Genomic DNA, 26,682 nt, shown 5'->3' with positions numbered 1-26,682 from the left:
GCGACACAAGGCCGCTCCCACAAAGACCTGCGTACGCCGATCAATGTGGGAGCGGCCTTGTGTCGCGATAGGGCCGCAAAGCGGCCCCAGGGTCTTCAGGTCAGACGCGGAACTGGCTGACCAACGTCTGCAACTGCCCACCCAACCGCGCCAACTCCACGCTGGACGCCGCCGTCTCGTCACTGGCCGCCGCCGTCTGCTCCGACACATCGCGTACATTCAGGATGCTGCGGCTGATCTCCTCCGCCACCGCACTCTGCTGTTCCGCCGCCGCGGCAATCTGCTGGTTCATCGACTGGATGCTCGACACGGTACTGGTGATGCTCTCCAGCGAAGCCCCGGCCTTACGCGCCAGCTCGACGCTGCTATCGGTCAGGGTACGGCTGCCGTGCATGGCCGTAGCCACTTGCTGGGTACCATGCTGCAGGCTTGCGATCAGTTCTTCGATCTCTTCGGTGGATTTCTGCGTGCGTTGGGCCAGGCCGCGCACTTCATCGGCAACCACGGCAAAACCACGGCCAGCCTCGCCGGCACGCGCCGCCTCGATCGCTGCGTTCAGCGCCAGCAGGTTGGTCTGTTCGGCCACCGACTTGATCACGTCCATCACGCTGCCGATCTTCTGGCTTTCCTGCTGCAACAGGTTCATGGCTTCTGTGGAACGGTGCATTTCTTCGGCCAGGCGTTCGATCTGGCCAATTGCTTCGCCTACCACGCGGTCGCCGGCACGGGCTTCGTCATCGGCACCGGTGGCAGCATGCGAGGCCTGCTCGGCATTGCGTGCCACTTCCTGAACGGTAGCGGCCATTTCGTGCATTGCGGTGGCCACCTGGTCGGTCTCGACCTTCTGGCTGTTGGCGCCGGCGCTGGTCTGCTCGGTCACTGCCGACAATTCCTCGGCAGCGCTGGCGATCTGGGTGACGCCATCGCGGATGCCGCTGATCAGCTCGCGCAAAGTGGTGCCCATGCGGGCGATGCCTTGTTGCAGCACGCCCAGTTCGTCGCGGCGGGTGACGCGCAGGTGCTGGGTGAGGTCGCCGCTGGCGATCTTTTCAACTGCCACCATGGTGTCGCGCAGTGGGCGGGTGATCTGCCGGGTGATCAGCACTGCCGCCAGCACGCCGACCAACAGCGCCAGCAGCGTGGCGATGGCCTGCAGGCTGCGGGCCTGGGTACTTTCCATGTCGCGGCGCTGCAGCTGGATCTGGTACAGAGCGTCGCTGCGCTTGACGATGTCGGCACCCTGAACGGTCATCTCGGCGCGCGCAGTGGTGATGTTGGCGACCGCATCGCGGAATTGACGTACGGCTTCACGGTAGGCCAGCACCGAGCCTTCGAACTGTCGCAGGCGCGTGTCTTCGGCCGGCAGCTGGCGCTTGAGGTTGTCGATTTCGGCCAGGGCGGTGTCCAGCTGGCGCAGGGCTGCCTGCTCGTTGGCAGCGCTGTTTTCGGCAATGTAGCCGCGTACGTCGATGCGCACCTGCAGCAGTTGCTGGCGGGCCTTGCTGATCAGCTGGTACTGGGCCAGGCGCACGCTGTCGGCTTCGGGGCGTGCCATGACTTCCTGGCTGAGGGCGTCCATGGCCTGGTCGGCACGGCTGGCCGAGCCGTCCATGGCCGTGCGCGCGGTGCGGGTGGCATCGTAGCCCTGGCGCATCTTGTTCAGCGACACCTTGTAGGCGCTGATGGTCTCGCCCAGTTCACCTAGCAGCTTGATGTTTTCCGGGCTCTTGAAGGTGCTGGCCAGGTAGGCCTGTTGCTTGCTGAAGGCGTCAAGCTTGGTCTGGGTGTTGGCGGCGGCAGCATCGTCACCGTTGGCGATCATGTACTGCAGGCGTGCAATGCGCAGGTCGGTCAGGTCCTTGTTGAGCTGGCCGATATCGCCCATCCAGTTGCTGCGGTCAATCAGGCTGCCCAGGCTGGTCCAGCCGGTCAGGGCCAGCAGGCCGGTGAGGATCAGTACCAGGCCGAAGCCCAGGCCGAGTTTGAGGTTGACGCTGATGTTGGCGAACCAGCTGTTCATGCACGCTCTCCAGAAGTTGTTTTCGCTCGCTTGATCTTCGATCGCCAGGCGTTGTTGTTCTGGATGCCCGCTGATTCGTGCAGGGGTTATCGGCAGTGATGGAGGAAGCTGAAACGCTTTTTCAGCAGATTTGTAACTGGTTTGATTGGGGCTGCCTTGCAGCCCTTCGCGGTGGATGGCACCGGCTTTGCCGGTGTTCGCGGCTAAAGCCGCTCCTACAGGGATCGCGTGGGTTTTGGAAGCTATTCAAAGGTTGCGCGCGCTGAAGGTATCGCAGCGGTTCACCTCACCCTCGGCAAACCCGGTCTTGAACCAGCGCACCCGTTGCGCTGAGGTGCCGTGGGTGAACGAGTCTGGTACCACGCGCCCGCGGCCTTGCTGCTGCAAGCGGTCATCGCCAATGGCATTGGCCGCGTTCAGGGCCTCTTCGACATCGCCCGGCTCCAGCCAGTTCAGGCGCTTCTGCGCCTGGTAGGCCCATACACCGGCCAGGCAGTCGGCCTGCAGTTCCTGACGCACCAGCAGGCCATTGTCGCCTTCCATGCGCTGGCCGCTGCGGCGCGCGGCATCGACCTTGGCCGACACGCCCAGCAGGGTCTGCACGTGATGGCCGATTTCGTGGGCGATCACGTAGGCCTGGGCAAAGTCGCCGGCGGCGGCGAAGCGGGTTTCCATTTCGCGGAAGAACGACATGTCCAGGTAGACCCGTTGGTCTGCCGGGCAGTAGAACGGCCCCACCGCCGCCGAGGCAAAGCCACAGGCCGAATTGACCTGGCCGCTGAACAGCACCAGCTTGGGGTCGCGGTACTGCTTGCCGCCCTCGGCGAACAGGGCTTTCCAGGTGTCTTCGGTGTCGCCCAGGATCGAGGCGACGAACTCGGCCTGCTGGTCGTTGGCCGGCGGCGCCTTGCCGCCCGCGCTGCTGGGTGCCTGCTGTTGCTGCTCCATCTGGCCGGCGAGCTGACCAAGAATCTGCAATGGGTCCTGGCCGGTGAGCCAGCCGATACCGACAATCAGCAGCACCGCACCAAGCCCGAGCCCCTTGCCGCCGCCGAAACGCATGCCGCCGCCACCACCTTCGCCTCGGGCATCGACCACATTGTCGCTGCGTCGGCCTTTTCGCCAATCCATGAATGCTCTCCGAAGCGTGAAACAAGAAGACAAAGATTAGTCCACGACAGCGGCGAGTGTCAGGCCAAGGTGCTTATGCATAACCAAATGGTTATGTTTGATGTGGCTGATTTCAATATTCATTGCGCGCTACCTGCCTGAAACTGCATGTGGGAGCGGGCTTGCCCGCGACAGGGGTTCAAATAATCCCCCCGCGCATTTCCATAATTCCAAGAGAGGAAACCGGCATGCCCGCCCAGGACAACAGCCGCTTCGTGATCCGTGATCGCAACTGGCACCCGAAAGCTCTTACGCCTGACTACAAGACGTCCATTGCCCGTTCGCCACGCCAGGCACTGGTCAGCATCCCGCAGTCGATCAGCGAAACCACCGGCCCGGACTTTTCCCACCTGGGCTTCGGCGCCCATGACCATGACCTGCTGCTGAACTTCAACAACGGCGGCTTGCCGATCGGCGAGCGCATCATCGTTGCCGGCCGTATCGTCGACCAGTACGGCAAGCCTGTGCCGAACACCCTGGTGGAAATGTGGCAAGCCAACGCCGGCGGCCGCTACCGTCACAAGAACGACCGCTACCTGGCGCCGCTGGACCCGAACTTCGGTGGCGTCGGCCGCTGCCTGACCGACCGTGATGGCTACTACAGCTTCCGCACCATCAAGCCGGGCCCGTACCCATGGCGCAACGGCCCGAACGACTGGCGCCCGGCGCACATCCACTTCGCCATCAGCGGCCCGTCGATCGCCACCAAGCTGATTACCCAGCTGTACTTCGAGGGTGACCCGCTGATCCCGATGTGCCCGATCGTCAAGTCGATCGCCAACCCGCAAGCCGTGCAGCAGTTGATCGCCAAGCTCGACATGAGCAACGCCAACCCGATGGACTGCCTGGCCTACCGCTTCGACATCGTGCTGCGCGGCCAGCGCAAGACCCACTTCGAAAACTGCTGAGGACCCCGCCATGCCAATCGAACTGCTGCCGGAAACCCCTTCGCAGACTGCCGGCCCCTACGTACACATCGGCCTGGCCCTGGAAGCGGCCGGCAACCCGACCCGCGACCAGGAAATCTGGAACCGCCTGGCCAAGCCGGACGCGCCGGGCGAGCACATCCTGCTGATCGGCCAGGTGTATGACGGTAACGGCCACCTGGTGCGCGATTCGTTCCTGGAAGTGTGGCAAGCCGATGCCAACGGCGAGTACCAGGATGCCTACAACCTGGAAAACGCCTTCAACAGCTTTGGTCGCACCGCCACCACTTTCGATGCCGGTGAGTGGACCCTGCACACGGTCAAGCCGGGTGCGGTGAACAACGCTGCGGGCGTGCCGATGGCGCCGCACATCAACATCAGCCTGTTTGCCCGGGGGATCAACATCCACCTGCACACGCGGCTGTATTTCGATGACGAGGCCGAGGCTAATGCCAAGTGCCCGGTGCTCAACCTGATCGAGCAGCCGCAGCGGCGCGAGACCCTGGTGGCCAAGCGTTGCGAGGTGGACGGGAAGACGGCGTATCGCTTCGATATCCGTATTCAGGGGGAAGGGGAGACGGTGTTCTTCGACTTCTGAGTCGAGTCTGGGGGCTGCTTTGCAGCCCATCGCGACGCAAGGCCGCTCCCACATTGATCGGCGTACGCAGGTCTTTGTGGGAGCGGCCTTGTGTCGCGAAAGGGCCGCAGAGCGGCCCCAGTCACTTTCAACCGTCAGCGCCGAACCAGCAAAACCCCACTCTCCATATGGTGGGTATACGGGAACTGGTCAAACAACGCACACCGCTCGATGCGGTGCGTATCCTGCAGCTGGGCAATGTTCGCCGCCAGCGTCTCCGGGTTGCACGAGATGTACAGGATCCGCTCGAAACGCCGGGTCAGCTCGCAGGTGTCCGGATCCATCCCCGCCCGTGGCGGGTCGACGAACACCGTACCGAACTCGTAGCTCTTGAGGTCGATGCCTTCCAGCCGGCGGAACGGCCGCACCTCATTCAGCGCCTGGGTCAGCTCTTCTGCCGACAGGCGCACCAGCCGCACGTTATCCACAGCGTTCTCGTCAAGGTTGCTCAGCGCGGCATTGACCGAGGTCTTGCTGATTTCGGTGGCCAGCACCTGGCGCACGCGGGTGGCCAGCGGCAGGGTGAAGTTGCCGTTGCCGCAGTACAGCTCCAGCAGGTCATCGTCGCGCTCGCCGATAGCCTCGAAGGCCCAGCTCAGCATCTTCTGGTTCACCGCGCCGTTGGGCTGGGTGAACGCGCCTTCCGGCTGGCGGTAGCTGAACACACGGCCAGCGACTTCGAGGTTTTCCACCGCGTAGTCACGGCCGATGACCAGGCGCTTGCCCTTGGAGCGGCCGATGATACTGACGCCCAGGTCTTCGGCCAGCTGCCGTGCGGCCGTTTCCCATGCCTCGTCCAGCGGGCGGTGGTAGCACAGGGTGACCATGGCATCGCCAGCCAGGGTGGTGAGGAACTCCACCTGGAACAGGCGGTTGCCCAGCTCCTCGCTGGCCTGCCAGGCCGCCTTCAGGCGCGGCATCAGTGCATTGATGCGCTGGCTGGCAATAGGGAAGTCCTCGATCAGGATCGCCTTGTGCTTCTCGCCCGGGGCGAACATGGCGTAGTGGCGCTGGCCATCCTCGCGCCACAGGCGGAATTCGGCGCGCAGGCGGTAATGCTCGCGCGGCGAGTCGAAAACAGCCGGCTCCGGCGCGCCGAACGGCGCCAGCAGCTCGCGCAGCCGGGCCACCTTGGCGTCCAGCTGGGTGGTGTAGGAGGAGGGGTCGAAAGCAGCACTCATGCGTTGAACCAGCCCAGCTTGATGACGAACAGGATGGAAAGGATCACCAGGGCCGGGTTCAGGTCGCGGTGGCGGCCGGAGATCAGCTTGACGGCGGTCCAGGAAATGAAGCCGAAGGCGATGCCGTTGGCGATCGAGTAGGTCAGCGGCATGGCCAGGGCGGTCACCACCACCGGTGCGGCTTCGGTGACGTCGTCCCAGTTTATTTCTGCCAGGCCCGAGGCCATCAGCACCGCGACGAACAGCAGCGCCGGGGCGGTGGCGAAGGCCGGCACGCTACCGGCCAGCGGGGCGAAGAACAGCGCCAGCAGGAACAGCACGGCGACCACGATGGCGGTCAGGCCGGTGCGGCCACCGGCGCTCACGCCCGCGGCGGATTCGATGTAGCTGGTAGTGGTCGAGGTGCCCAGCAGGGAACCGGCCATGGCGGCGGTACTGTCGGCGATCAGGGCACGGCCCATTTTCGGCATGTGGCCGTCCTTGCCCATCAGCCCGGCGCGCTTGGCCACACCGATCAGGGTGCCGGAGTTGTCGAACAGGTCGACGAACAGGAAGGCGAAGATCACGCTGACCAGGCCCACGTCCAGCGCGCCGGCGATGTCCAGTTGCAGGAAGGTCGGCGCCAACGAAGGCGGCATGGAGACCACGCCGCCGAAGGGCGTCACGCCCATCAGGATCGAGGCGATTGTTACGGCGAGAATGCCAATCAGCACGGCACCGCGCACTTTCAGCGACTCAAGGCCGACGATCAGGAAGAAGCCCAGGGTGGCGAGGATCGGTGCCGGCTGCTTGAGGTCGCCCAGGCCCACCAGGGTGGCCGGGTTATCGACGACGATGCCTGCGTTATGCAGGGCGATCAGCGCCAGGAACAGGCCGATACCCGCGGCAATGGCCGAACGCAGCGGCAGCGGGATGCTGTTCACGATCCATTCGCGGATGCGGAAGATCGACAGCAGGAAGAACATCACCGCCGACAGGAACACCGCACCCAGTGCCACCTGCCAGGTGTGGCCCATGTGCAGGACCACGGTGTAGGTGAAGAACGCGTTCAGGCCCATACCTGGCGCCAGGGCGATCGGGTAGTTGGCGATCAGGCCCATGGTCACCGAGCCGATGGCCGCGGCCAGGCAGGTGGCGACGAATACCGCACCTTTGTCCATGCCGGTCTCGCCGAGGATGCTCGGGTTGACGAACAGGATGTAGGCCATGGCCAGGAAGGTGGTGACGCCCGCGAGAATCTCGGTGCGCACATTGGTGTTGTGTGCTTTTAGTTGAAACAGCCTTTCCAGCATGCCCGCTCCCCAAGGCGCCCCCGGCGCCATGAATATATCGACCCCATCAGCAAAGCACAGACCGTACCGGTTGCCGTGGTTTTGTGTGGGGCGGAAAAAAGCCGCGCATCATACCAGCATGCTTGGCGGGGGCCTATGGCCGTTGGGGAATGGTCATTTTTTCCCTGTGCCGGCCTCTTCGCGGGTGAACCCGCTCCCACAGGTACTCCACCAGGGCTGAAGGCGGCGCGGTCCTTGTGGGAGCGGGTTTGCCCGCGAAAGGGCCGGTACAGGCTACAGATCAACCATTATGCAACCGGTCCCGCTTGGCCAGTGTCGGGAACAGCTTTATCCACACCCCGGTCACCACCAACGTACCCACCCCACCCAGCACCACAGCCGGCACTGTGCCAAACCAGTGCGCGGTCACCCCCGATTCGAACTCGCCGAGCTGATTCGAGGCACCAATGAACAGACCGTTCACCGCACTCACCCGCCCGCGCATTTCATCCGGCGTCTCCAACTGCACGAAAGCGCCGCGGATGACCATGCTGATCATGTCCGCCGCGCCCAGCACCACCAGCACTGCCAGCGAGAACCAGAACGAGGTCGACAGGCCGAAGGCAATGGTCGCCACGCCGAACACGCCCACTGCCGTGAACATGGTCCGCCCCACATTGCGCTCGAACGGGAAGCGCGCCAGCCACAGCGACATCAGCAACGCCCCCACCGCTGGCGCAGAGCGCAGCAGGCCGAGGCCCAGCGGGCCGGTCAGCAGGATGTCCTTGGCGAACACCGGCAGCAGTGCGGTGGCCCCGCCCAGCAGTACGGCGAACAGGTCCAGCGAGATGGCGCCGAGGATGTCCGGCCGGCTGCGAATGAAGCGGATGCCGGCCAGCAGCGATTCGATGCTGGCGCGCCCGCGCTGTGCCACCTGGCCGCGTGCCTGCAGGCTCAGGGTCAGCACGCAGGCGATGGCGTAAAGGGCCACGGTGGGGCCGTATACCCAGATGCTGCCGAAGGCATACAGGAAGCCGCCCACCGCCGGAGCCACGATGGTTGCCGACTGGGTGGCCGAGGCCGAAGCTGCCACCGCGCGTGGGAACAGCCCGGCCGGTACCACGTTGGGCAGCAGCGCCTGGGTCGCCGGCATTTCGAAGGAACGCGTGGCACCGAGCAGGAAGGCGAGGGCGAAGATCAGCTCGCGGGTGACGTTGTCGGTGGCACTGCCAAGCGCCAATGCCAGGGCTATCAGTCCCTGCAGGCTCTGGCACAGCGCAGCGACCTTGCGCCGGTCATAGCGGTCGGCGACATGCCCGGTATGCAGCATGAACAGCACCCGTGGGGCGAATTCGACCAGGCCGACCAGGCCCAGGTCCAGCACATTGCCGGTCAGCTGGTAGAGGTGCCAGCCGATTGCCACGGTGAGCATCTGGAAGCCGCTGGCGGTGAACACGCGGGCCAGCCAGAAGGCCAGGAAAGGGCGGTGGTGACGCAACAACTGCGGTTCGGAATCGGACATCGGAAACCAGGGGCCTCGGCGCAGTAGAGGGGGGCGCAGCGTATCATCTGTTTGTAACAAACGGTTACTGTTTGCTGGGGTCGGCACTTTTTCATTCGGCGTGGAAGGGGGTGGGGCAACCGGTCACGCGGCAATCAACCACACGGCCCGGCGGGCCATTCAGGACTATGCTTCCTAGCAATCGTTGATCTGGGTCAATCGTTCCAGATGTAACGATCGGGCCCTTGGGCCGAAATCCCTGCGATCGAACAGAACAATTCCAACGCGCCGCACTCGACTACCGTGGGGGCAGTGGGCGACGGGGCCAGCGGCCCGGACGCCGGATTATCTGAAGAGGAAGCACCATGTTCGGAATAGAGGCCTTAGAGCTCGCCCGAATGCAGTTTGCCTTTACCGTGTCGTTCCATATCCTGTTCCCGGCCATCACCATTGGCCTGGCGAGCTACCTGGCAGTCCTCGAAGGCCTCTGGCTGCGGACCAACAACGAGGTCTACCGTGACCTCTATCACTTCTGGTCGAAAATCTTCGCCGTCAACTTCGGCATGGGGGTGGTCTCCGGCCTGGTCATGGCCTACCAGTTCGGTACCAACTGGAGTCGTTTCTCAGACTTCGCCGGCGCTATCACCGGCCCGCTGCTCACCTACGAGGTATTGACCGCGTTCTTCCTGGAGGCTGGCTTCCTGGGGGTCATGCTGTTTGGCTGGAACCGTGTCGGCCGTGGCCTGCACTTCTTCTCCACGGTGATGGTGGCGCTCGGCACCTTGGTCTCGACCTTCTGGATCCTCGCCTCCAACAGTTGGATGCAGACCCCGCAAGGTCACGAGATCATCGACGGCCGGGTTGTGCCGGTGGACTGGCTGGCAGTGGTATTCAACCCCTCGTTCCCCTACCGCCTGATGCACATGGCCACTGCCGCATTCGTTTCCACCGCGTTCTTCGTTGGTGCCTCGGCGGCCTGGCACCTGCTGCGCGGGCGTGACAACCCGGCCGTGCGCAAGATGCTGTCGATGGCCATGTGGATGGCGCTGATCGTCGCCCCGATCCAGGCGGTGATTGGTGACTTCCATGGCCTGAACACCCTCAAGCACCAGCCGGTGAAAATTGCCGCGATCGAAGGCCACTGGGAGAACGTGCCCGGCGAGCCGACCCCGCTGATCTTGTTCGGCATCCCCGACATGCAGGCCGAAACCACCCGCTTCAAGCTCGAGATCCCGGCACTCGGCAGCCTGATCCTGACCCACAGCCTGGACAAGCAGGTGCCGGCGATGAAGGAGTTTCCCCCCGAAGACCGGCCCAACTCGACCATCGTCTTCTGGTCGTTCCGGATCATGGTCGGGCTGGGTTTCCTGATGATCTTCGTCGGCCTGTGGAGCCTCTGGCTGCGCAAGCGCGGCACGCTCTACACCTCGCGGCCGTTCCTGTACCTGGCCCTGTGGATGGGCCCTTCCGGGCTGATCGCGCTGCTGGCCGGCTGGTTCACCACCGAAATCGGCCGCCAGCCCTGGGTGGTGTATGGCCTGATGCGCACGGCAGACGGTGTGTCCAACCACAGTTACGCCCAGCTCGGCTTCACCTTGGTGGCCTTCGTGGTGGTGTACTTCGCCCTGTTCGGTACCGGTCTTGGCTACATGATGCGCCTGGTGCGCAAAGGGCCGCGGACCGGTGAGGGTGACGAGCACAACCCTGGTGGCCCTGGCACCAAACGCACGCCGGCGCGACCGCTGTCCGCCGCCGATGATGGCCGAGAGGCCAACTCCGCCAGCCTGAGCAAGGGGAACTGAGCCATGGGTATCGACCTTCCGCTGATCTGGGCCGTGATCATCATCTTCGGCGTCATGATGTACGTGGTGATGGATGGTTTCGACCTGGGGATCGGCATGCTCTTCCCGTTCGTCAAGGGCGAGCATGACCGTGATGTGATGATGAACACCGTCGCCCCCGTTTGGGATGGTAACGAGACCTGGCTGGTGCTGGGCGGTGCCGGGCTGTTCGGGGCGTTCCCGATGGCTTACTCGGTAGTGCTGGAGGCCCTGTACCTGCCATTGATCCTGATGCTGATCGGTCTGATCTTCCGCGGCGTGGCCTTCGAGTTCCGCTTCAAGGCCAAGGCCGACAAGCGCCACATCTGGGACAAGGCGTTCATCTGGGGCTCGTTGATCGCCACCTTCTTCCAGGGCGTGGCGCTGGGTGCGTTCCTCGAAGGCTTCAAGGTGGTCGACCGGCATTTCGCCGGTGGCACCCTTGACTGGCTGACCCCGTTCAGCCTGTTCTGCGGCCTGGGGCTGATCGTTGCCTACACCCTGCTGGGCTGCACCTGGCTGATCATGAAGACCGAAGGGTCGCTGCAGCAGAAGATGCACGACATTGCCCGGCCGCTGGCGCTGGTGCTGCTGGTGGTGATCGGCATCGTCAGCCTGTGGACACCGATCGCCTACCCGCAGATTGCCGAGCGCTGGTTCAGCATGCCTAACCTGGTCTGGTTCATGCCGGTGCCGATCCTGGTGCTGGTAACCTTCTACGGGTTGCTCAAGGCGGTGGCGCGCAATGCGCACTACACGCCGTTCCTGCTGACGTTGGTGCTGATCTTCCTCGGCTACAGCGGCCTGGGCATCAGCCTGTGGCCGAACATCATCCCGCCGTCGATCTCGATCTGGGATGCCGCGGCGCCACCGCAGAGCCAGGGCTTCATGCTGGTGGGCACACTGTTCATCCTGCCGTTCATCCTCATGTATACCTTCTGGAGCTACTACGTGTTCCGCGGCAAGGTGACCCATGAAGACGGCTATCACTAGGAGGGCTGCATGATGACCGGCAAGCCTGGCTTGGAGGAGAAGAAACCCCTGTGGCAGCGGTTGGGCTGGCTGCTGCTGATCTGGGCGATGAGCGTGGCGGCCCTGGGCGTGGCGGCCTACGTGATGCGCCTGTTCATGGGGGCTGCGGGGCTGACCACCCATTGAGGTAAGCCTGTTCTGGCCCTATCGCCGGCAAGCCAGCTCCTACAGGTAAGTCACTGCCCTGAATGCAGTGGAGTACCTGTGGGAGCTGGCTTGCCGGCGAAAGGGCCGGTACAGGCTTACTTGCGGGCCTTCAGGATAACGAACTTGGGCGTTGCCGCCACTTGCTCCACCCCCCGGAACAACCGCGCCAGCTTGCTGTGATAGCCCAGGTGCCGGTTACCCACGATATACAGCGCCCCACCCACCACCAACGCTTCACGCGCCTGCTGGAACATGCGCCAGGCGAGGAAATCGCCCACCACCTGCTGCTGGTGGAACGGCGGGTTGCACAGCACCACGTCCAGCGACTGCTTCTCTACCCCCGCCAACCCATCGGCTGCCTCGAACACAGCCGGGCGCTCGCCCAGCGCTGCCTGCCAGTTCTCCCGCGCCGATTGCACCGCCATGTACGACTCGTCGACCAGGGTGTATTGGGCATCCGGGTTTGCCAGGGCACTGGCTATCGCCAGCACGCCGTTGCCGCAGCCCAGGTCCGCCACTCGCGCGCGGCCCAGTTCGCGGGGCAGGTGCGGCAGGAACGCCCGCGTGCCGATATCCAGCCCCTCCCGGCAGAACACGTTGGCGTGGTTGAGCAGTTCCAGCGCCGGCGCGTCGAGGCGGTAGCGGCTAGGGTAGGGCGAGCGGGCGACCGGCCGTTCGGCCACCGTCGCGGTCAGCAAGCGGGCCTTTTTCTGCGCCAGCGAGGCCTGCACCGGGCCGATGTACTTCTCCATCAGGTCTCCGGCCGCCCGTGGCAGGTGCTTTATCATCGCCCCGGCAATCACCTGCGCACCGGGTGCCAGGTGGCCCTGCAGGCGGATCAGCTGTTCTTCGAGCAGGGCCAGGGTCTTGGGCACGCGCACCAGTACCCGGTCGAACGGGCCTTGCCAATGTTCGCTGGCCGGCACGAACGGCACGCTGTCGAACGGCAGGCCATTGCGTGCCAGGTTCTTTTCCAGGGCCAGGTGCGCCAGGTGCGAATCGCCACTGCTGACCACCTGCAGCTTGCCTGCCAGGCTGGCGGCCAGGGCGCCGAAGCTGTCATTGAGCACCAGCACCCGGCAGTTGGCCTCGGGTGCCTGCTCGTGCAGCTGCGCAAGCAGGTACTCGTCGGCGGCATCGAAAGCCTGCAGCGGGTCGTTGGCCTGTTCCGGCTGGCGGATCAGGTCGAGTTCGGCGTATGGGGTGGTCAACAGGGGCATGGCGTCTGGCTCGGGTATGAAACTGCCCGTTGCGGTTCGCCCCGGGCTTTGCCGGGCGATTCTACAGGGCTTTGCCCAAGGTCGCAGGTTTCGAGCTCAGAGCCAGCCACGCAGGGCGGCGATGGCGATGGCGCCGGCCTTGTTGGCGGCGTTGGTCTTGGTGATAACGCTACGAATATGGAAGTTCACCGTGCTTTGCGACAGTGAAAGGATGCAGGCAACGTCTGCGGCGGTCTTGCCGGCGGCGGACCATTTCAGCACTTCCAGCTCCCGCTCGCTCATTTTCGGTTGTGGCGGGCACAGTGCTTTGAGGTGATGTTCGCCAAGCACCGCATGCAGCGTATGGCACAGCCACTGCACATTGCCGGCCTTGCTGTAGAGTTCGACTGTATCGATGGCCCCGGCGGGCCTGGCCACACTGATCTGGCTTTCGTTGTGCCGCTGGTCGTGCAATGACTGTGTCCAACCATAGCGCAGACCGCTCCGGCAGGCCGCTTCACGAAACTGCGGAGCCTCGTGATACAGGTCATCAGTCCACAGCACCGGCATGGTCGAGCTGTGGCTCACATTGGCGGCCGCGTCCTGCTTGTAGAACTCATCGCGCTGGTAGCGCTCGATCCATTCGCGGGGGTAATTGCTGTACAGGAACAGGTGGGGGGTTTGCGTCGCGATCTGGATGCGAATGTTCAGTCCCAGGTACTCCATGCCCAGGTCCTGCGCCAGATGCACGGCGATGTCGAACAACTTCTGTGGGCAGCGTTCGTCGACGAACAAATGAAGATGCTCGGGTTTCCAGTTAAGCATCTGAAATACTCCTTGCCTCAGGAACCAGTCCGTTTGGGTACCCGCATGATTGTAGGAAAGGACCTACCGATTCGCTGAGAATTTTTTGTTATAGCAGTCAGGATTTGCTGCGAGTAAGACAGGATCGTCGCAGACGAGGCCCTACAAAGCAGTGGTTTTTATCCGCGTCACTTTGCGCGACACTGTGCGCACGCCAAACCTGGAGCCCGATATGACCGCTAGCGCCGAAAAGTTCACCCGCCAGACCCTGCTCGATGTTCAGCCACTCACGCCGAACCTCTTCAGCCTGCGGGTTACGCGCGATGCGGGGTTCCGCTTCCGTTCCGGCCAGTTTGCCCGCCTTGGCGTGACCAAGGCCGATGGCAGTGTGGTGTGGCGCGCCTATTCCATGGTCAGCGCGCCCCATGACGAGCACCTCGATTTTTTCTCCATCGTGGTGCCAGGCGGGGAGTTCACCAGCGAACTGAGCCGGCTGGGGGCAGGCGATACCCTGCTGATCGATCGCCAGGCCTTCGGCTTCCTTACCCTCGACCGCTTCGTTGGTGGCCGTGACCTGTGGTTGCTGGCGACCGGTACTGGCATTGCGCCGTTCATGTCGATCCTGCAGGACTTCGAGGCCTGGGAGCGTTTCGACAACATCAAGCTTGTGTACTCGGTGCGCGAAGCGAAAGAGCTGGCCTATGTGGACGACATTGCCGGGCTGGAGCAGCGCGATTACCTGGCTGAATTCGCCGGCAAGTTGCAGTTCATTCCGGTGGTGACCCGTGAACAGCACCCAGGGGCGTTGAACCAGCGGATTACCACGCTGATCGAGAATGGCGAGCTTGAGAAGGCGGCGGGGCTGGAACTGTCGCCGGAACATTCGCGGGTGATGCTGTGTGGCAACCCGGAGATGATTGATGAGACGCGCAAGGTACTGAAGGCGCGCGACCTGCAATTGAGCCTGAGCAAGCGGCCGGGGCAGGTGGCGGTAGAGAATTACTGGTAAGGCTAATGGGGCCGCAAAGCGGCCCCCCGCAAATTCAAGGCAAGCGGTTCTGGTTCTGCGCCTTGAGCAGGTCGCGAATCTCGGTCAGCAAGGTCTCTTCCGCAGTCGGCACAGGCGGTGCAGTCGGCGCCACCGCCTCTTCACGCTTGAGCTGGTTGATCGCCTTGACTCCCATGAAGATGGCAAAGGCCACGATGACGAAGTCGATCACGGTCTGGATGAACTTGCCATACGCCAGCACCACCGCCGGAACGTCACCTTCGGCAGCCTTCAGGGTAATTGCCAGGTCGCTGAAGTCCACACCACCGATCAACAGGCCCAGTGGCGGCATGACCACGTCACCGACGAAAGACGAAACGATCTTGCCGAAGGCCGCGCCGATGATGATACCAACCGCCATGTCGACGACATTGCCTTTGACCGCGAAGGCCTTGAACTCACTGATCATGCCCATGTTTGGTTCCTTGTAACAAAAGGTGAGGTTTACGCAGTGTAAGCCACTTAAACGCTTCATGCGTTGTGTTCAGGGCCACAGACCGCTGTTAGAACGAATAGTTTTGTCGCATCCCGAGGCGTTCGAGGCACGTCCAGCTCGGCTATCATGGCGGTTTTTTCCAGGAGACCCCAGCCATGGCCAAGGCCAAGCGCTTGTATGGCTGCACCGAGTGCGGTGCGACCTTCCCCAAATGGGCCGGCCAGTGTGGCGAATGCGGGGCCTGGAACACCCTGGTCGAGACCATGATCGAAAGCGGCGGTGCCGCTGCGCCCAGTAGCGGCCGTGCTGGCTGGACCGGGCAGCAGGCGCAGATCAAGACCCTGGCCGAAGTCAGCGTCGAGGAGATCCCGCGCTTCACCACCAGCAGCACCGAACTGGACCGCGTGTTGGGCGGTGGCCTGGTGGATGGCTCGGTGGTGTTGATCGGTGGTGACCCCGGCATCGGCAAATCGACCATCCTGCTGCAGACCTTGTGCAACATTGCGGTGGGCATGCCGGCGCTGTATGTCACCGGCGAGGAGTCGCAGCAGCAGGTGGCCATGCGCTCCCGGCGCCTGGGCCTGCCCCAGGACCAGCTCAAGGTGATGACCGAAACCTGTATCGAGACCATCATCGCCACGGCTCGCGTCGAAAAACCGCGGGTCATGGTGATCGACTCGATCCAGACCATTTTCACCGAGCAGCTGCAATCGGCACCCGGCGGTGTGGCCCAGGTGCGCGAAAGTACGGCGTTGCTGGTGCGCTACGCCAAGCAGAGCGGCACGGCGATCTTCCTGGTCGGCCACGTGACCAAGGAAGGCTCGCTCGCCGGCCCGCGGGTACTCGAGCACATGGTCGATACCGTGCTGTATTTCGAGGGCGAGTCCGATGGCCGCCTGCGCCTGCTGCGGGCAGTCAAGAACCGCTTTGGCGCGGTCAACGAGCTGGGTGTGTTCGGCATGACCGACCGGGGCCTGAAGGAGGTGTCCAACCCCTCGGCGATCTTCCTCAACCGCACCCAGGAGGAAGTACCGGGCAGCGTGGTGATGGCCACCTGGGAAGGCACCCGGCCGATGCTGGTGGAGGTGCAGGCGCTGGTCGACGACAGCCACCTTGCCAACCCGCGCCGGGTGACCTTGGGCCTTGACCAGAATCGCCTGGCCATGTTGCTGGCAGTGCTGCACCGCCACGGCGGTATTCCCACCCATGACCAAGACGTGTTCCTCAACGTGGTGGGTGGGGTGAAGGTGCTGGAAACCGCCTCGGACCTGGCGTTGCTGGCGGCGGTGATGTCCAGCCTGCGCAACCGGCCCCTGGCCCATGGCCTGCTGGTGTTTGGCGAGATCGGCCTGTCTGGCGAGGTACGGCCGGTGCCCAGTGGTCAGGAGCGTTTGAAGGAGGCCGCCAAGCATGGTTTCAAGCGGGCCATCGTGCCCAAGGGCAATGCGCCGAAAGAGGCTCCGGCCGGGTTGCAGGTGATTGCCGTTACCCGGCTGGAGCAGGCTTTGGATGCGTTGTTCGAATAATTCGTGGCCCGTACTGGCCTCTTCGCGGGTAAACCCGCTCCCACAGGTACCGCATCAGCTTCAGGATTGCGCAAACCCTGTGGGAGCGGGTTTACCCGCGAAAGGGCCGGCACAGGCAAAACGAAAAAGGGGCCGACGATGCGCATCGGCCCCCCACCTCACCGCTCAGTCAGCGGTCAATGCTCGGCAACCGCACTGCGCCTGACCGTTTCATTGCCATGCTCGTCCAGTTCCAGCATCGGCACCTCATTACCCTCGGCATCGAACAGCTTGCCATCCTTGAAGTAGTCGCCATCACGCAGCGCTGAAATGTCCGAGTACTGGATGGTGCGCTCGTACGCGGCGGCAAACACCGACTGCTGGTCCGAGTTGCCGGCGGTGAAGTGGTTGAAGATCAGGTTCAGCAGGATGGCCATGATCGCCGCCGAGCTGATGCCCGAGTGGAAGATGGTCTCGAACCAGTTCGGGAAGTGGTGGTAGAAGGTCGGTGCGGCAATCGGGATCATGCCGAAGCCCAGCGAGGCAGCGACGATGATCAGGTTGACGTTGTTCTTGTAGCTGACCTTGGACAGGGTGCGGATACCGCTGGCAGCCACGGTGCCGAACAGCACGATGCCCGCGCCACCCAGTACCGGAGTAGGGACTGCGGCAATCACCCGGCCCATGATCGGCAGCAGGCCTAGCACCACCAGGATCAAGCCACCGGTGGCCACCACGTAGCGGCTCTTGACCCCGGTCACGGCTACCAGGCCGACGTTCTGGGCGAACGCGCTCTGGGTGAACGAGCCGAAGATTGGCGCCAGGATGCTCGATGCCATGTCGGCGCGCAGGCCATTGCCCAGGCGTTTGGAGTCGACCTTGGTGTCGATGATCTCACCCACGGCGAGGATATCGGCCGAGGTTTCCACCAAGGTCACCATGATCACGATGCACATCGACAGGATCGCGGCGATGTGGAATTCCGGCATGCCGAAATGGAACGGCGTGGGGAAGGCGAACATCGGGCCCTCTGTGACCTTGCTGAAGTCGGCCATGCCCAGCGCCCAGGCGATCAGGGTGCCGACCACCATGGCCAGCAGGATCGACAGGCGTGAAATCGCCGCGCTGCCCAGCTTGCTCAGCAGCAGCACGATGGCGAAGGTCAGGGCCGCCAGGCCGATGTTGGCCACGCTGCCGAATTCCGGTGAGGCGCTGTTGCCACCCATCACCCAGCGAGCGGCCACGGGCATCAGGGTCAGGCCGATGGTGGTGATGACGATGCCGGTCACCAGCGGCGGGAAGAACTTGGTGATGCGCGAGAACACCGGGGTGATCAGAAAGCCGATCAGCGATGCTGCCATGACCGCACCGAGCACGCCCGGCAGGCCACCGCCGCCCTCGCTGCTGAGGATTGCACCCATGGTTGCCACACCGGCGAACGAAACGCCCTGCACCAGCGGCAACTGGCAGCCGAAGAACGGCAGACCGAGGGTTTGCAGCAGGGTGGCCAGGCCACCGGCAAACAACGAAGCGGCGATCAGCATGCCGATTTCGGCACCGTTCAGGCCCGCGGCCTGCCCCAGGATCAGGGGTACCGCGACGATCCCCCCGTACATGGTCAGCACATGCTGCAGACCATAGGCCAGGTTGGCACCAAGGCCGAGGTTTTCATCCTCGGGGCGCTTGGCGGGAGACGTGCTAGGGGACGTAGTCATGGAGCAGGCTCTCTGTTTATTGTTGTGGTGCTACTGTAGACACTTCCTACAAATGATTGCCACAAGAATTGTATACAATATTTTGATCGGAGCGCGCACAAGAGCGCCCGCAAGGTGTGCGGGAACTCAATGCAGAAGGCGTACCAACCTGTCAGAGGCTGTGCTAGAGGGGTGTGTACAAAACGCTGCTACCCAGGCTTAAAGCTGTCTGGGTAGACAGGAAACAAAAGGTGGGGAAGCGATTAGCTAGCTAAGAGATTTCATTATTCGATCAGTTCGCGCAGCTCACGCATCATTTCGGTGCTGTCGGCCACGTTCCATTCCACAAGACGGTGCAGATGGCTCATCGAATCGAGGTCGATGTACAAGCAGATGAAACCCAGGCGGTCTGGTTCCTCATGACGCAGTTCAACCTGCATCTGCACGCGTGCATCGGGGCCCAGGTGAATGATGGCATCGAAGTCCTGGGTCAGGTCGACATCCCAATTGGCCGGTCGTTCGATCAGCAAACCCTTGAGTGAAAGGTCCAGCAGCTTCGCAGGCCAGCGTCGCAGGCCCTGGCGCAGCTCGGTGGGGGCGTCGAAATCGATGCGCTGAAAACGGCGGCGTTCGTCGTGGTCGCTCATGGGTTAGATCCTCGCATAGGTCCTCAGGTGACATCCTGACTATAGTTAGAGTGGTATGTACATCAGGTACCGCAATCTGGCCGCAGAGGCTCTAGACCAAAGCAAGTGTGGCAATGCGCGATGACTCGCCCTAGACTCGATGGGCGGTCTTTTCCAATCCACCAGCTGGAAGCAAACCATGAACAACAATAATAGCCTGCTACGCCACATTCCGTGGCTGGCGCTGGCAGTCATAGGAGCCTGTGCGCTGGGTGTGGTTGCCCTGCGTCGCGGCGAGGCGATCAATGCCTTGTGGATCGTGGTCGCGGCAGTGGCCATCTACCTGGTCGCCTATCGTTACTACAGCCTGTTCATCGCCACCAAGGTGATGCAGCTCGACCCTCGCCGTGCCACCCCGGCGGTGCTCAACAACGACGGCCTGGACTACGTCCCGACCAACAAACACATCCTCTTCGGTCACCATTTCGCCGCCATCGCTGGCGCAGGCCCCTTGGTCGGCCCGGTACTCGCCGCGCAGATGGGCTACCTGCCCGGCACGCTGTGGCTGATCGCCGGCGTGGTGCTGGCCGGTGCGGTGCAGGACTTCATGGTCCTGTTCCTGTCCACCCGCCGCAACGGCCGCTCGCTGGGCGACATGGTGCGCGAGGAGATGGGCCGCATTCCAGGCACCATCGCGCTGTTCGGTTGCTTCCTGATCATGATCATCATCCTTGCGGTGCTGGCATTGATCGTGGTCAAGGCCCTGGCCGAAAGCCCTTGGGGCATGTTCACGGTGATGGCGACCATCCCGATCGCGATGTTCATGGGCATCTACATGCGCTACATCCGTCCGGGCCATATCGGTGAGATATCGGTCATCGGCGTGGTGCTGCTGCTGGCTTCGATCTGGCTGGGGGGCCAGATTGCCGCAGACCCGACCTGGGGCCCGGCGTTTACCTTTACCGGTGTGCAGATCACCTGGATGCTGGTGGGCTACGGTTTCGTCGCCGCGGTACTGCCTGTATGGCTGGTACTTGCGCCACGTGACTACCTTTCGACCTTCCTCAAGATCGGCACCATCGTCGGCCTGGCCATCGGTATCCTGATCATCGCGCCCGAGCTGAAGATGCCGGCGCTGACCCAGTTCACCGACGGCACTGGCCCGGTGTGGAAGGGCACCCTGTTCCCGTTCCTGTTCATCACCATCGCCTGTGGTGCGGTGTCCGGCTTCCACGCGTTGATCTCCTCAGGGACCACGCCAAAGCTGCTGGACAACGAAACCAACGCTCGCTACATCGGGTACGGCGGCATGCTGATGGAGTCGTTCGTTGCCATCATGGCCATGGTCGCCGCCTCGGTGATCGAACCAGGCGTGTACTTCGCCATGAACAGCCCGGCCGCGGTGGTCGGAGCCGATGTGGCGTCGGTGGCGCAGACGGTCAGCAGCTGGGGCTTCCTGATCACCCCTGAGCAACTCGAGGCCACTGCCCGCGACATTGGCGAGCACACCGTGCTGGCTCGTGCCGGTGGTGCGCCGACCCTGGCCGTGGGTATCGCGCAGATCCTGCACCAGGTGCTGCCGGGTGAAAACACCATGGCCTTCTGGTACCACTTCGCGATCCTGTTCGAGGCGCTGTTCATCCTCACCGCAGTGGACGCCGGCACCCGTGCCGGGCGCTTCATGCTGCAGGACCTGCTGGGCAGCTTCGTGCCGGCGCTCAAGCGCACCGAGTCGTGGACTGCCAACCTGATCGGTACTGCCGGCTGCGTGGCCCTGTGGGGCTACCTGCTGTACCAGGGCGTGATCGACCCGCTGGGTGGTATCAATACCCTGTGGCCGCTGTTCGGCATTTCCAACCAGATGCTGGCGGGTATCGCCCTGATGCTCGGCACCGTGGTGCTGATCAAGATGAAGCGCCAGCGCTACGTCTGGGTCACCCTGCTGCCGGCCGTGTGGCTGCTGATCTGCACCACCACCGCAGGCCTGATCAAGCTGTTCGACCCGAACCCGGCAGTCGGCTTCCTGGCCCTGGCCAAGAAGTACAGCACCGCACTGGACGCCGGCCAGGTACTGGCCCCGGCCAAGGACATCGGGCAGATGCAGCACGTGATCTTCAATGCCTACACCAACGCCGGCCTGACCGTGCTGTTCCTGGTGGTGGTGTTCAGCGTGCTGTTCTTCGCTGTCAAGGTCGGCTTCGCCGCCCTCGGCCGCAAGGAGCGCACCGACAAGGAAACCCCGTTCCAGGCCCTGCCTGACGCTTGAGAGGACTGCTGCGATGTTCAACGACCTGGGTCGACTGGGTAAATACCTGGGGCAGGCAGCCCGCCTGATGGTCGGCATGCCCGACTACGACAACTACGTCGAGCACATGCAGACCAAGCACCCGGACAAGCCGGTCATGACGTACGAGGAGTTCTTCCGCGAACGCCAGGAAGCGCGTTACGGCGGCAAGTCCGGGCCCAAGTGCTGTTGAGCCTCAAGCGTTAACCTGTCCCGGCCTCATCGCCGGCAAGCCAGCTCCCACAGGTACTCCACAGCCCTAAAGGTCTGTGCGGTACCTGTGGGAGCTGGCTTGCCGGCGATGAGACCAGTGTTTTTTCCGCACAGGAGATGTTCTGCGTGCAGACGCCTATCCCCGTAACCGTACTCACTGGCTTCCTCGGTGCCGGCAAGACTACCTTGCTCAAGCACATGCTCAAGGCCGAGCACGGCCTGAAGATCGCCGTGATCGAAAACGAATTCAGCGAGGCCGGCATCGACAGCCAGCTGCTGGGCGACGAGCCGGTGCAGGTGATGACCCTGGCCAATGGCTGCGTGTGCTGCAGCATCCACGGCGACCTGACCCGCGCCTTGTACCTGCTGCTCGAACGCCTGGATGCCGGCGAGATCGCCTTCGACCGCCTGGTAATCGAATGCACCGGCCTGGCCGACCCGGCGCCGGTGGCCCAAACCTTCTTCATCGACGAAGAGTTGCGTGAGCGCTACATCCTCGACGGCATCATCACCCTGGTCGATGCCGCCCACGCCGAGCTGCACCTGACCCAGACCATCGCCCAGGCCCAGGTCGGCTTTGCCGATCGCCTGCTGCTGAGCAAGACCGAGCTGGTCGAGCCCGCTGCGGTCGAGGCCCTGCGCGAGCGCCTGGCCCGCATCAATGGCAGGGCGGCGATCCGCGTGGTCGAGCATGGTCGCATCGACCTGGCCGAGCTGCTGGATGTGCGTGGTTTCAACCTCAACCCCGATCTGGGCGCGAACCTGAAGCCAGCGCTACGCCCGCTGCTCAAGCCCGCTACCCCGGACCGGATCTCCACCTTGGTGCTGCGCACGGAAAGCGCGCTGGACATCGACCGCCTCAGCGACTTCATGAACGAACTGCTGGAAACCCACGGCAAGCAGCTGCTGCGCTACAAGGGCGTGCTGAACATTGCCGGTGAAGCGCGCAAGCTGGTGTTCCAGGGTGTGCTCAAGCTCTATGGCTTCGACTGGGACGCCGAGTGGGCCGAGGGTGAAACTCGCGAGAGCGTGATGGTGTTCATCGCTGACGAATTGCCCGAAGCTACGATTCGGGCTGGGTTCGAGGCGCTGGCTGCGGGCTGAGCTGACGCGGCGTCTGGGCCTGGAACCACTGCGGCCATGAGCTGCGGTGGCGTGTCTCGAGCTCGATGCACGGGATCAGGCGCTCGGTCAGCAGCGCCGTCTGCCGCACCGCCTTGGCGGTGCGGTACTTGACGCTGTGGATGCATTCGCGGTCGCCGAACTCGCAGCGGTTCAGCGCGGTGCCGCCGCAGGGGCCGTTGGCCAGGCCCTTGGGGCAGGTTTCCGGGCAGATGTACAGGGTGTCTTCCAGGCGGCAGCGGCCACAGGTGTCGCAGCCTACCAGCGGGTGCTTCACCGCGTGTTCCACCTTGTGCAGCACCTGTGCGCCAAGGCGGGTAGCCCACATCGGTTGGCGTACGGCCCAGCCAAATGCCTTGCTCAGGCTATTGCGGCGGCTGAACAGCAGCGAATGCATGCCGTGCATCAGGTGATAGCGCGCTTTCTCCTTGAACGAGGCATCGACTCGTGACTCGCCCTGGCGCCAGCTTGCCTGCGGCGGATGGAAGCTGACTGCCGGCAGGCCGGGCATCTGCCAGCTGGCCTGCCAGGCCGGCGCCCATTGTTCCAGTGTGTGGATTTGCGCCTGCCAGTGCTCGATGCGTGCCTCCAGGGCCAGCAGTTGCTTGAGTTCATGAACCCCCGACAGATGCACGCCGGCGTAGCCCATCAGCTTCACGCCGATGATCTGCAAGGCCAGGCGGTCGACGCTGCGCGCCAGGGCAAAGGCCTTGGACTGCGCCGCTTCCGCTTCCAGCATGTCGCGCATGGACGGCGTGACGGTCACGCCGGCCACGTGCTCGAGCATCGTCGCACGCCCGTGGGTGAGGCTCATCAGGCAAGCCAGCATCGGCCTGGGCGTGGCCTGGCAGCTCATCCAGTGCATGGCTTCCTGGTGTTTGCCGGCATCGAAACCCAGTTGCAGGGTGAGAAAGTCGGCGCCCGCCGCCAGTTTTTTCTCGGCCTTGAAGTATTGGGCGCCGCCTTCTTCCTCGCAGTACTTGAACGGGTTGAGCGCCGCGCCAAGCAGCCAGTGCGGGCAGGCCTGGCGGGCGATCTGCAGGGCTGCGACCGATTCCAGGTAGCGTACCGGGCGCTGGCCGGGCTGGTGGCCGGGCAGGCGGTCGCCGGTAAGCAGCAACAGTTGGTCGAGGCCGGCGGCATCCATGCGTTGCAGTTGGGCGAGCAGGTGGTGGCGTTCGCGATCCTTGCCGGAGAAGTGCGGCAGGGCGGGTACCGGGTTGCTGAACGAGGCGAGGGCGTCCAGTGGCGACATGTCCAGCGGGCTGCCGACGCGGTCGCCGATTGCCACGGTCATCGGCCAGCCGCACAGGTGCGCACGGGCCAGGATCGCGTCCATGGCGGCGAAGCGTTCTGTGGAGGGCTTGGGGACGAACTCCATGACGCAGACGAAGGTGTTTTCGCGCAGCGCGGTTTTCAGCAGGCTCATGGGGCCGGGTACCTGGTTTGGTCAGGCTGGCATTGTGCGGCAGAAGGCGGGTGCGGTCATGTCCGGATGCGCAGGGTGGTGCTCTGAATGAGACATCCGGGTTTGCCTGTGCCGGCCCTTTCGCGGCTAAAGCCGCTCCCACAGGGTGGCGCGGTACCTGTAGGAGCGGCTTTAGCCGCGAAAGGGCCAGTACAGGCAGTACAAATTCACAAACATGAGAAAATCTTGAGTTCATCTCAAATTTAATGAGTTTGTCTCAAGATGCCGGCGCCGGGAAAATCCCCTCATTCATTTATGCATGCTGAGGGACAAGACATGGCACTGGCACACAACCTGGGCTTTCCACGTATCGGCCGCGACCGCGAGCTGAAAAAGGCCCAGGAAGCCTTCTGGAAGGGCGAACTCGACGAAGCCGGCCTGCGCGCCGTCGGCCGCGAGCTGCGTGCCCGCCACTGGCAGGTGCAGAAAGACGCCGGCATCGAACTGCTGCCGGTTGGCGACTTCGCCTGGTACGACCAGGTGCTCACCCACTCGCTGACATTCGGCGTGATCCCGCAGCGCTTCCGCAGCCACGACGCTGCCAGGCCCACTCTCCAGACCCTGTTCGCCATGGCCCGTGGCGCCGTGGGTGACAATTGCTGCGGCGGCGCGCACGCCCAGGAAATGACCAAGTGGTTCGACACCAACTACCACTACCTGGTCCCCGAATTCACTGTCGACCAACAGTTTGCCCTGAGCTGGGAGCAACTGTTCGAAGAAGTGGCAGAAGCCCAGGCCCTGGGCCATGCGGTCAAACCGGTGGTAATCGGCCCGCTGACCTACCTGTGGCTGGGCAAGACCAAAGGTGGCGATTTCGACAAGCTGGAGCTGCTCGACCGCCTGCTGCCGCTGTATGACCAGATCCTCAACCGCCTGGCTGCCCAAGGCGTGGAATGGGTGCAGATCGATGAGCCGATCCTGGCCCTGGACCTGCCTCAGGACTGGAAGAATGCCTACGAGCGCGTCTACAACATCCTTCAGCGGGCGCCACTGAAGAAGCTGATCGCCACCTACTTCGGCGGCCTGGAAGACAACCTGGGCCTGGCCGCCAACCTTCCAGTCGATGGCCTGCACATCGACCTGGTGCGGGCGCCCGAGCAGTACCCGACCATCCTCGACCGCCTGCCGGCCTACAAGGTGCTGTCGCTGGGCCTGGTCAACGGCCGCAACGTCTGGCGCTGCGACCTGGAAAAGGCGCTGGAGGTACTGCGCCATGCCCATGAGCGCCTGGGAGAGCGGCTGTGGGTGGCGCCGTCCTGCTCGCTGCTGCACAGCCCGGTGGACCTGGACCGTGAAGACCAGCTCGATGCCGAACTGCACAGCTGGCTGGCCTTCGCCGTGCAGAAGTGCCAGGAAGTTGCGCTGCTGGCCAAGGCCATCAATGCCCCGCACGCCGCCGACGTGGCCGCCGCATTGGCCCAGAGCCAGGCCGTGCAGGCCAGCCGCGCCGCTTCGCCGCGTACTCACAAGCCTGGCGTGCAGGCCCGGCTGGCAGCCATCAAGCCCGCTGACAGCCAGCGAAAATCAGCCTTTGCCCAACGTATCGTCAAGCAACGTGCGGGGCTCGACCTGCCGGCGTTCCCGACCACCACCATCGGTTCGTTCCCGCAGACCTCGGCGATTCGCCTGGCACGCCAGGCCTACAGGCAGGGCAAGCTGACCGAGGCCGATTACGTCGAGGCCATGCACAGCGAGATCCGCCATGCGGTGAAAATCCAGGAGGACCTGGGCCTGGATGTGCTGGTGCACGGCGAGGCCGAGCGCAACGACATGGTCGAGTACTTCGCCGAGCAGATCGATGGCTATGTATTCACCCGCTTCGGTTGGGTGCAGAGCTATGGTTCGCGATGTGTGAAGCCTGCGGTGATCGTTGGCGACCTGAGCCGGCCGAAGGCCATGACCGTGGAGTGGATCACTTATGCCCAGGGCCTGACCAGCAAGGTGATGAAGGGCATGCTGACCGGCCCGGTGACCATGCTGATGTGGTCGTTCCCGCGTGAAGACGTGAGCCGCGAAGTGCAGGCGCGCCAGCTGGCGCTGGCGATCCGCGACGAAGTGGTCGACCTGGAAGCGGCGGGTATCAGGATCGTGCAGATCGACGAAGCGGCGTTCCGTGAAGGCTTGCCGCTACGCCACGGCGCCTGGGCCCATTACCTGGAGTGGGCCACCGAGGCCTTCCGCCTGTGTGCCTCGGGGGTGCGTGACGAAACCCAGATTCACACCCACATGTGCTACAGCGAGTTCAACGACGTGATCGAGTCGATCGCGGCGATGGATGCCGATGTGATCACCATCGAGACCTCGCGCTCCGACATGGAGCTGCTGGCGGCTTTCGAACGGTTCGCCTACCCCAACGAGATCGGCCCGGGTGTGTATGACATTCACTCGCCACGGGTGCCGACCCGTGAGGAAATGGTCAAGCTGCTGCACAAGGCTGCCCAGCGTATCCCGGCCGAGCGCCTGTGGGTCAACCCGGATTGCGGGCTGAAGACCCGCGGCTGGCCGGAGACCGAGGCAGCGCTGGTGAACATGGTCGCAGCTGCCCGCGAGCTGCGTGCCACTGCCTGATTTTTCGCTG

22 protein-coding genes are annotated in these 26,682 nt (G+C 63.6%); 11 read left to right on the top strand and 11 right to left on the bottom strand.

All coding sequences use genetic code 11. The features are described 5' to 3' along the window. Positions 1-100: 100 nt before the first annotated feature. Positions 101-2,020 carry a methyl-accepting chemotaxis protein gene (locus tag KDB76_RS24340; RefSeq protein WP_013974227.1) on the bottom strand — a complete coding sequence of 640 codons (1,920 nt, stop codon included), beginning with the start codon at positions 2,018-2,020 and terminating at the stop codon, positions 101-103. A 246-nt stretch (positions 2,021-2,266) separates the two neighbouring features. Then, positions 2,267-3,151 (bottom strand): neutral zinc metallopeptidase, encoded by an 885-nt coding sequence (locus KDB76_RS24335; RefSeq protein ID WP_013974226.1) that lies wholly within the window; start codon positions 3,149-3,151, stop codon positions 2,267-2,269. Positions 3,152-3,378: 227 nt separating this feature from the next. Between KDB76_RS24335 and pcaH the strand changes: the two genes are divergently transcribed. After that, entirely contained in the window at positions 3,379-4,098 is a 720-nt protein-coding gene (gene pcaH, locus KDB76_RS24330) for a protocatechuate 3,4-dioxygenase subunit beta (protein ID WP_024087742.1), read from the top strand. 10 nt (positions 4,099-4,108) lie between these two features. After that, positions 4,109-4,714: a protocatechuate 3,4-dioxygenase subunit alpha gene (gene pcaG / locus KDB76_RS24325; RefSeq protein ID WP_013974224.1), complete on the top strand. Its 606-nt coding sequence runs from the start codon at positions 4,109-4,111 to the stop codon at positions 4,712-4,714. Positions 4,715-4,848: 134 nt separating this feature from the next. Here pcaG and trmA read toward each other — a convergent pair whose 3' ends face one another. From trmA to KDB76_RS24310, 3 genes are all read right to left on the bottom strand, one after another. After that, entirely contained in the window at positions 4,849-5,934 is a 1,086-nt protein-coding gene (gene trmA / locus KDB76_RS24320) for a tRNA (uridine(54)-C5)-methyltransferase TrmA (RefSeq protein ID WP_013974223.1), read from the bottom strand. Further along, positions 5,931-7,226 carry an NCS2 family permease gene (locus KDB76_RS24315; RefSeq protein WP_013974222.1) on the bottom strand — a complete coding sequence of 432 codons (1,296 nt, stop codon included), beginning with the start codon at positions 7,224-7,226 and terminating at the stop codon, positions 5,931-5,933. The genes trmA and KDB76_RS24315 overlap by 4 nt, the downstream gene beginning before the upstream one ends. Before the next feature lie 280 nt (positions 7,227-7,506). Next, positions 7,507-8,727 carry an MFS transporter gene (locus tag KDB76_RS24310; RefSeq protein ID WP_013974221.1) on the bottom strand — a complete coding sequence of 407 codons (1,221 nt, stop codon included), beginning with the start codon at positions 8,725-8,727 and terminating at the stop codon, positions 7,507-7,509. Positions 8,728-9,071: 344 nt separating this feature from the next. Here KDB76_RS24310 and KDB76_RS24305 point away from each other — a divergent pair, with 344 nt between their 5' ends. Genes KDB76_RS24305 through KDB76_RS24295 form a run of 3 tightly spaced genes read left to right on the top strand, consistent with a single transcriptional unit; the run spans position 9,072 to position 11,684 of the window. After that, positions 9,072-10,508, top strand: a complete 1,437-nt coding sequence (locus KDB76_RS24305) for a cytochrome ubiquinol oxidase subunit I (RefSeq protein WP_038410146.1) — start codon at positions 9,072-9,074, stop codon at positions 10,506-10,508. Between the two features lie 3 nt (positions 10,509-10,511). Further along, entirely contained in the window at positions 10,512-11,519 is a 1,008-nt protein-coding gene (gene cydB, locus KDB76_RS24300) for a cytochrome d ubiquinol oxidase subunit II (RefSeq protein WP_013974219.1), read from the top strand. Positions 11,520-11,528: 9 nt separating this feature from the next. Continuing rightward, positions 11,529-11,684 carry a DUF2474 domain-containing protein gene (locus tag KDB76_RS24295; protein ID WP_013974218.1) on the top strand — a complete coding sequence of 52 codons (156 nt, stop codon included), beginning with the start codon at positions 11,529-11,531 and terminating at the stop codon, positions 11,682-11,684. Between the two features lie 116 nt (positions 11,685-11,800). On the opposite strand, the gene KDB76_RS24290 is transcribed toward KDB76_RS24295, so the two are convergent. Both KDB76_RS24290 and KDB76_RS24285 read right to left on the bottom strand, forming a co-directional pair. Further along, complete coding sequence (locus tag KDB76_RS24290) at positions 11,801-12,925, bottom strand: methyltransferase (protein WP_013974217.1); 1,125 nt, start codon at positions 12,923-12,925, stop codon at positions 11,801-11,803. 96 nt (positions 12,926-13,021) lie between these two features. Then, the gene (locus KDB76_RS24285; RefSeq protein ID WP_013974216.1) at positions 13,022-13,729 is read right to left on the bottom strand and encodes an autoinducer binding domain-containing protein; all 708 of its coding nucleotides are present in this window, start codon (positions 13,727-13,729) and stop codon (positions 13,022-13,024) included. Positions 13,730-13,940: 211 nt separating this feature from the next. On the opposite strand from KDB76_RS24285, the gene KDB76_RS24280 reads away from it, so the two are divergent. Then, entirely contained in the window at positions 13,941-14,717 is a 777-nt protein-coding gene (locus KDB76_RS24280; RefSeq protein ID WP_023661108.1) for a ferredoxin--NADP reductase, read from the top strand. 34 nt (positions 14,718-14,751) lie between these two features. Here the strand turns inward: KDB76_RS24280 and mscL are convergent, their stop codons facing one another. Beyond that, positions 14,752-15,171, bottom strand: a complete 420-nt coding sequence (gene mscL, locus KDB76_RS24275) for a large-conductance mechanosensitive channel protein MscL (protein ID WP_013974214.1) — start codon at positions 15,169-15,171, stop codon at positions 14,752-14,754. Between the two features lie 176 nt (positions 15,172-15,347). Between mscL and radA the strand changes: the two genes are divergently transcribed. Continuing rightward, a complete protein-coding gene (radA, locus tag KDB76_RS24270; RefSeq protein WP_003251626.1) occupies positions 15,348-16,718 on the top strand; it encodes a DNA repair protein RadA in 1,371 nt (456 codons plus the stop codon). A gap of 176 nt (positions 16,719-16,894) precedes the next feature. Here radA and KDB76_RS24265 read toward each other — a convergent pair whose 3' ends face one another. Both KDB76_RS24265 and KDB76_RS24260 read right to left on the bottom strand, forming a co-directional pair. Then, positions 16,895-18,412, bottom strand: coding sequence for a nucleobase:cation symporter-2 family protein (locus KDB76_RS24265; RefSeq protein WP_013974213.1), 1,518 nt, complete (start codon positions 18,410-18,412; stop codon positions 16,895-16,897). Between the two features lie 263 nt (positions 18,413-18,675). After that, a complete protein-coding gene (locus tag KDB76_RS24260) occupies positions 18,676-19,038 on the bottom strand; it encodes a PilZ domain-containing protein (RefSeq protein ID WP_038410145.1) in 363 nt (120 codons plus the stop codon). A gap of 178 nt (positions 19,039-19,216) precedes the next feature. Between KDB76_RS24260 and KDB76_RS24255 the strand changes: the two genes are divergently transcribed. From KDB76_RS24255 to yjiA, 3 genes are all read left to right on the top strand, one after another. Continuing rightward, positions 19,217-21,283, top strand: coding sequence for a carbon starvation CstA family protein (locus tag KDB76_RS24255; protein ID WP_024087740.1), 2,067 nt, complete (start codon positions 19,217-19,219; stop codon positions 21,281-21,283). A gap of 13 nt (positions 21,284-21,296) precedes the next feature. After that, positions 21,297-21,494 (top strand): YbdD/YjiX family protein, encoded by a 198-nt coding sequence (locus KDB76_RS24250; RefSeq protein WP_013974210.1) that lies wholly within the window; start codon positions 21,297-21,299, stop codon positions 21,492-21,494. A 146-nt stretch (positions 21,495-21,640) separates the two neighbouring features. Next, entirely contained in the window at positions 21,641-22,618 is a 978-nt protein-coding gene (yjiA, locus tag KDB76_RS24245) for a GTPase (protein ID WP_208209249.1), read from the top strand. Here the strand turns inward: yjiA and KDB76_RS24240 are convergent. Then, positions 22,578-24,065 (bottom strand): methylenetetrahydrofolate reductase C-terminal domain-containing protein, encoded by a 1,488-nt coding sequence (locus KDB76_RS24240; protein WP_013974208.1) that lies wholly within the window; start codon positions 24,063-24,065, stop codon positions 22,578-22,580. The genes yjiA and KDB76_RS24240 overlap by 41 nt on opposite strands. Before the next feature lie 315 nt (positions 24,066-24,380). On the opposite strand from KDB76_RS24240, the gene metE reads away from it, so the two are divergent. After that, positions 24,381-26,672, top strand: coding sequence for a 5-methyltetrahydropteroyltriglutamate--homocysteine S-methyltransferase (gene metE, locus KDB76_RS24235; RefSeq protein WP_038410144.1), 2,292 nt, complete (start codon positions 24,381-24,383; stop codon positions 26,670-26,672). The last annotated feature ends 10 nt before the right edge of the window (positions 26,673-26,682 follow it).

Origin of the sequence: Pseudomonas sp. JS425 (assembly GCF_018223845.1) — a bacterium.
In the GTDB taxonomy this organism is placed as follows: Bacteria; Pseudomonadota; Gammaproteobacteria; order Pseudomonadales; family Pseudomonadaceae; genus Aquipseudomonas; species Aquipseudomonas asiatica.
The sequence above is the reverse complement of the archived record's forward strand: the minus strand, read 5'-3'. Positions and strand labels throughout refer to the sequence as shown.

Coding starts and splice junctions, on each gene's coding strand:
- trmA (WP_013974223.1), bottom strand. CDS start 5,934: ATGAGTGCTGCTTTCGACCCCTCCTCCTACACCACCCAGCTGGACGCC.
- cydB (WP_013974219.1), top strand. CDS start 10,512: ATGGGTATCGACCTTCCGCTGATCTGGGCCGTGATCATCATCTTCGGC.
- KDB76_RS24240 (WP_013974208.1), bottom strand. CDS start 24,065: ATGAGCCTGCTGAAAACCGCGCTGCGCGAAAACACCTTCGTCTGCGTC.
- KDB76_RS24250 (WP_013974210.1), top strand. CDS start 21,297: ATGTTCAACGACCTGGGTCGACTGGGTAAATACCTGGGGCAGGCAGCC.
- KDB76_RS24315 (WP_013974222.1), bottom strand. CDS start 7,226: ATGCTGGAAAGGCTGTTTCAACTAAAAGCACACAACACCAATGTGCGC.
- radA (WP_003251626.1), top strand. CDS start 15,348: ATGGCCAAGGCCAAGCGCTTGTATGGCTGCACCGAGTGCGGTGCGACC.
- metE (WP_038410144.1), top strand. CDS start 24,381: ATGGCACTGGCACACAACCTGGGCTTTCCACGTATCGGCCGCGACCGC.
- KDB76_RS24280 (WP_023661108.1), top strand. CDS start 13,941: ATGACCGCTAGCGCCGAAAAGTTCACCCGCCAGACCCTGCTCGATGTT.
- KDB76_RS24305 (WP_038410146.1), top strand. CDS start 9,072: ATGTTCGGAATAGAGGCCTTAGAGCTCGCCCGAATGCAGTTTGCCTTT.
- pcaG (WP_013974224.1), top strand. CDS start 4,109: ATGCCAATCGAACTGCTGCCGGAAACCCCTTCGCAGACTGCCGGCCCC.
- KDB76_RS24265 (WP_013974213.1), bottom strand. CDS start 18,412: ATGACTACGTCCCCTAGCACGTCTCCCGCCAAGCGCCCCGAGGATGAA.
- KDB76_RS24285 (WP_013974216.1), bottom strand. CDS start 13,729: ATGCTTAACTGGAAACCCGAGCATCTTCATTTGTTCGTCGACGAACGC.
- KDB76_RS24310 (WP_013974221.1), bottom strand. CDS start 8,727: ATGTCCGATTCCGAACCGCAGTTGTTGCGTCACCACCGCCCTTTCCTG.
- pcaH (WP_024087742.1), top strand. CDS start 3,379: ATGCCCGCCCAGGACAACAGCCGCTTCGTGATCCGTGATCGCAACTGG.
- KDB76_RS24255 (WP_024087740.1), top strand. CDS start 19,217: ATGAACAACAATAATAGCCTGCTACGCCACATTCCGTGGCTGGCGCTG.
- KDB76_RS24260 (WP_038410145.1), bottom strand. CDS start 19,038: ATGAGCGACCACGACGAACGCCGCCGTTTTCAGCGCATCGATTTCGAC.
- KDB76_RS24335 (WP_013974226.1), bottom strand. CDS start 3,151: ATGGATTGGCGAAAAGGCCGACGCAGCGACAATGTGGTCGATGCCCGA.
- mscL (WP_013974214.1), bottom strand. CDS start 15,171: ATGGGCATGATCAGTGAGTTCAAGGCCTTCGCGGTCAAAGGCAATGTC.
- KDB76_RS24290 (WP_013974217.1), bottom strand. CDS start 12,925: ATGCCCCTGTTGACCACCCCATACGCCGAACTCGACCTGATCCGCCAG.
- KDB76_RS24340 (WP_013974227.1), bottom strand. CDS start 2,020: ATGAACAGCTGGTTCGCCAACATCAGCGTCAACCTCAAACTCGGCCTG.
- KDB76_RS24295 (WP_013974218.1), top strand. CDS start 11,529: ATGATGACCGGCAAGCCTGGCTTGGAGGAGAAGAAACCCCTGTGGCAG.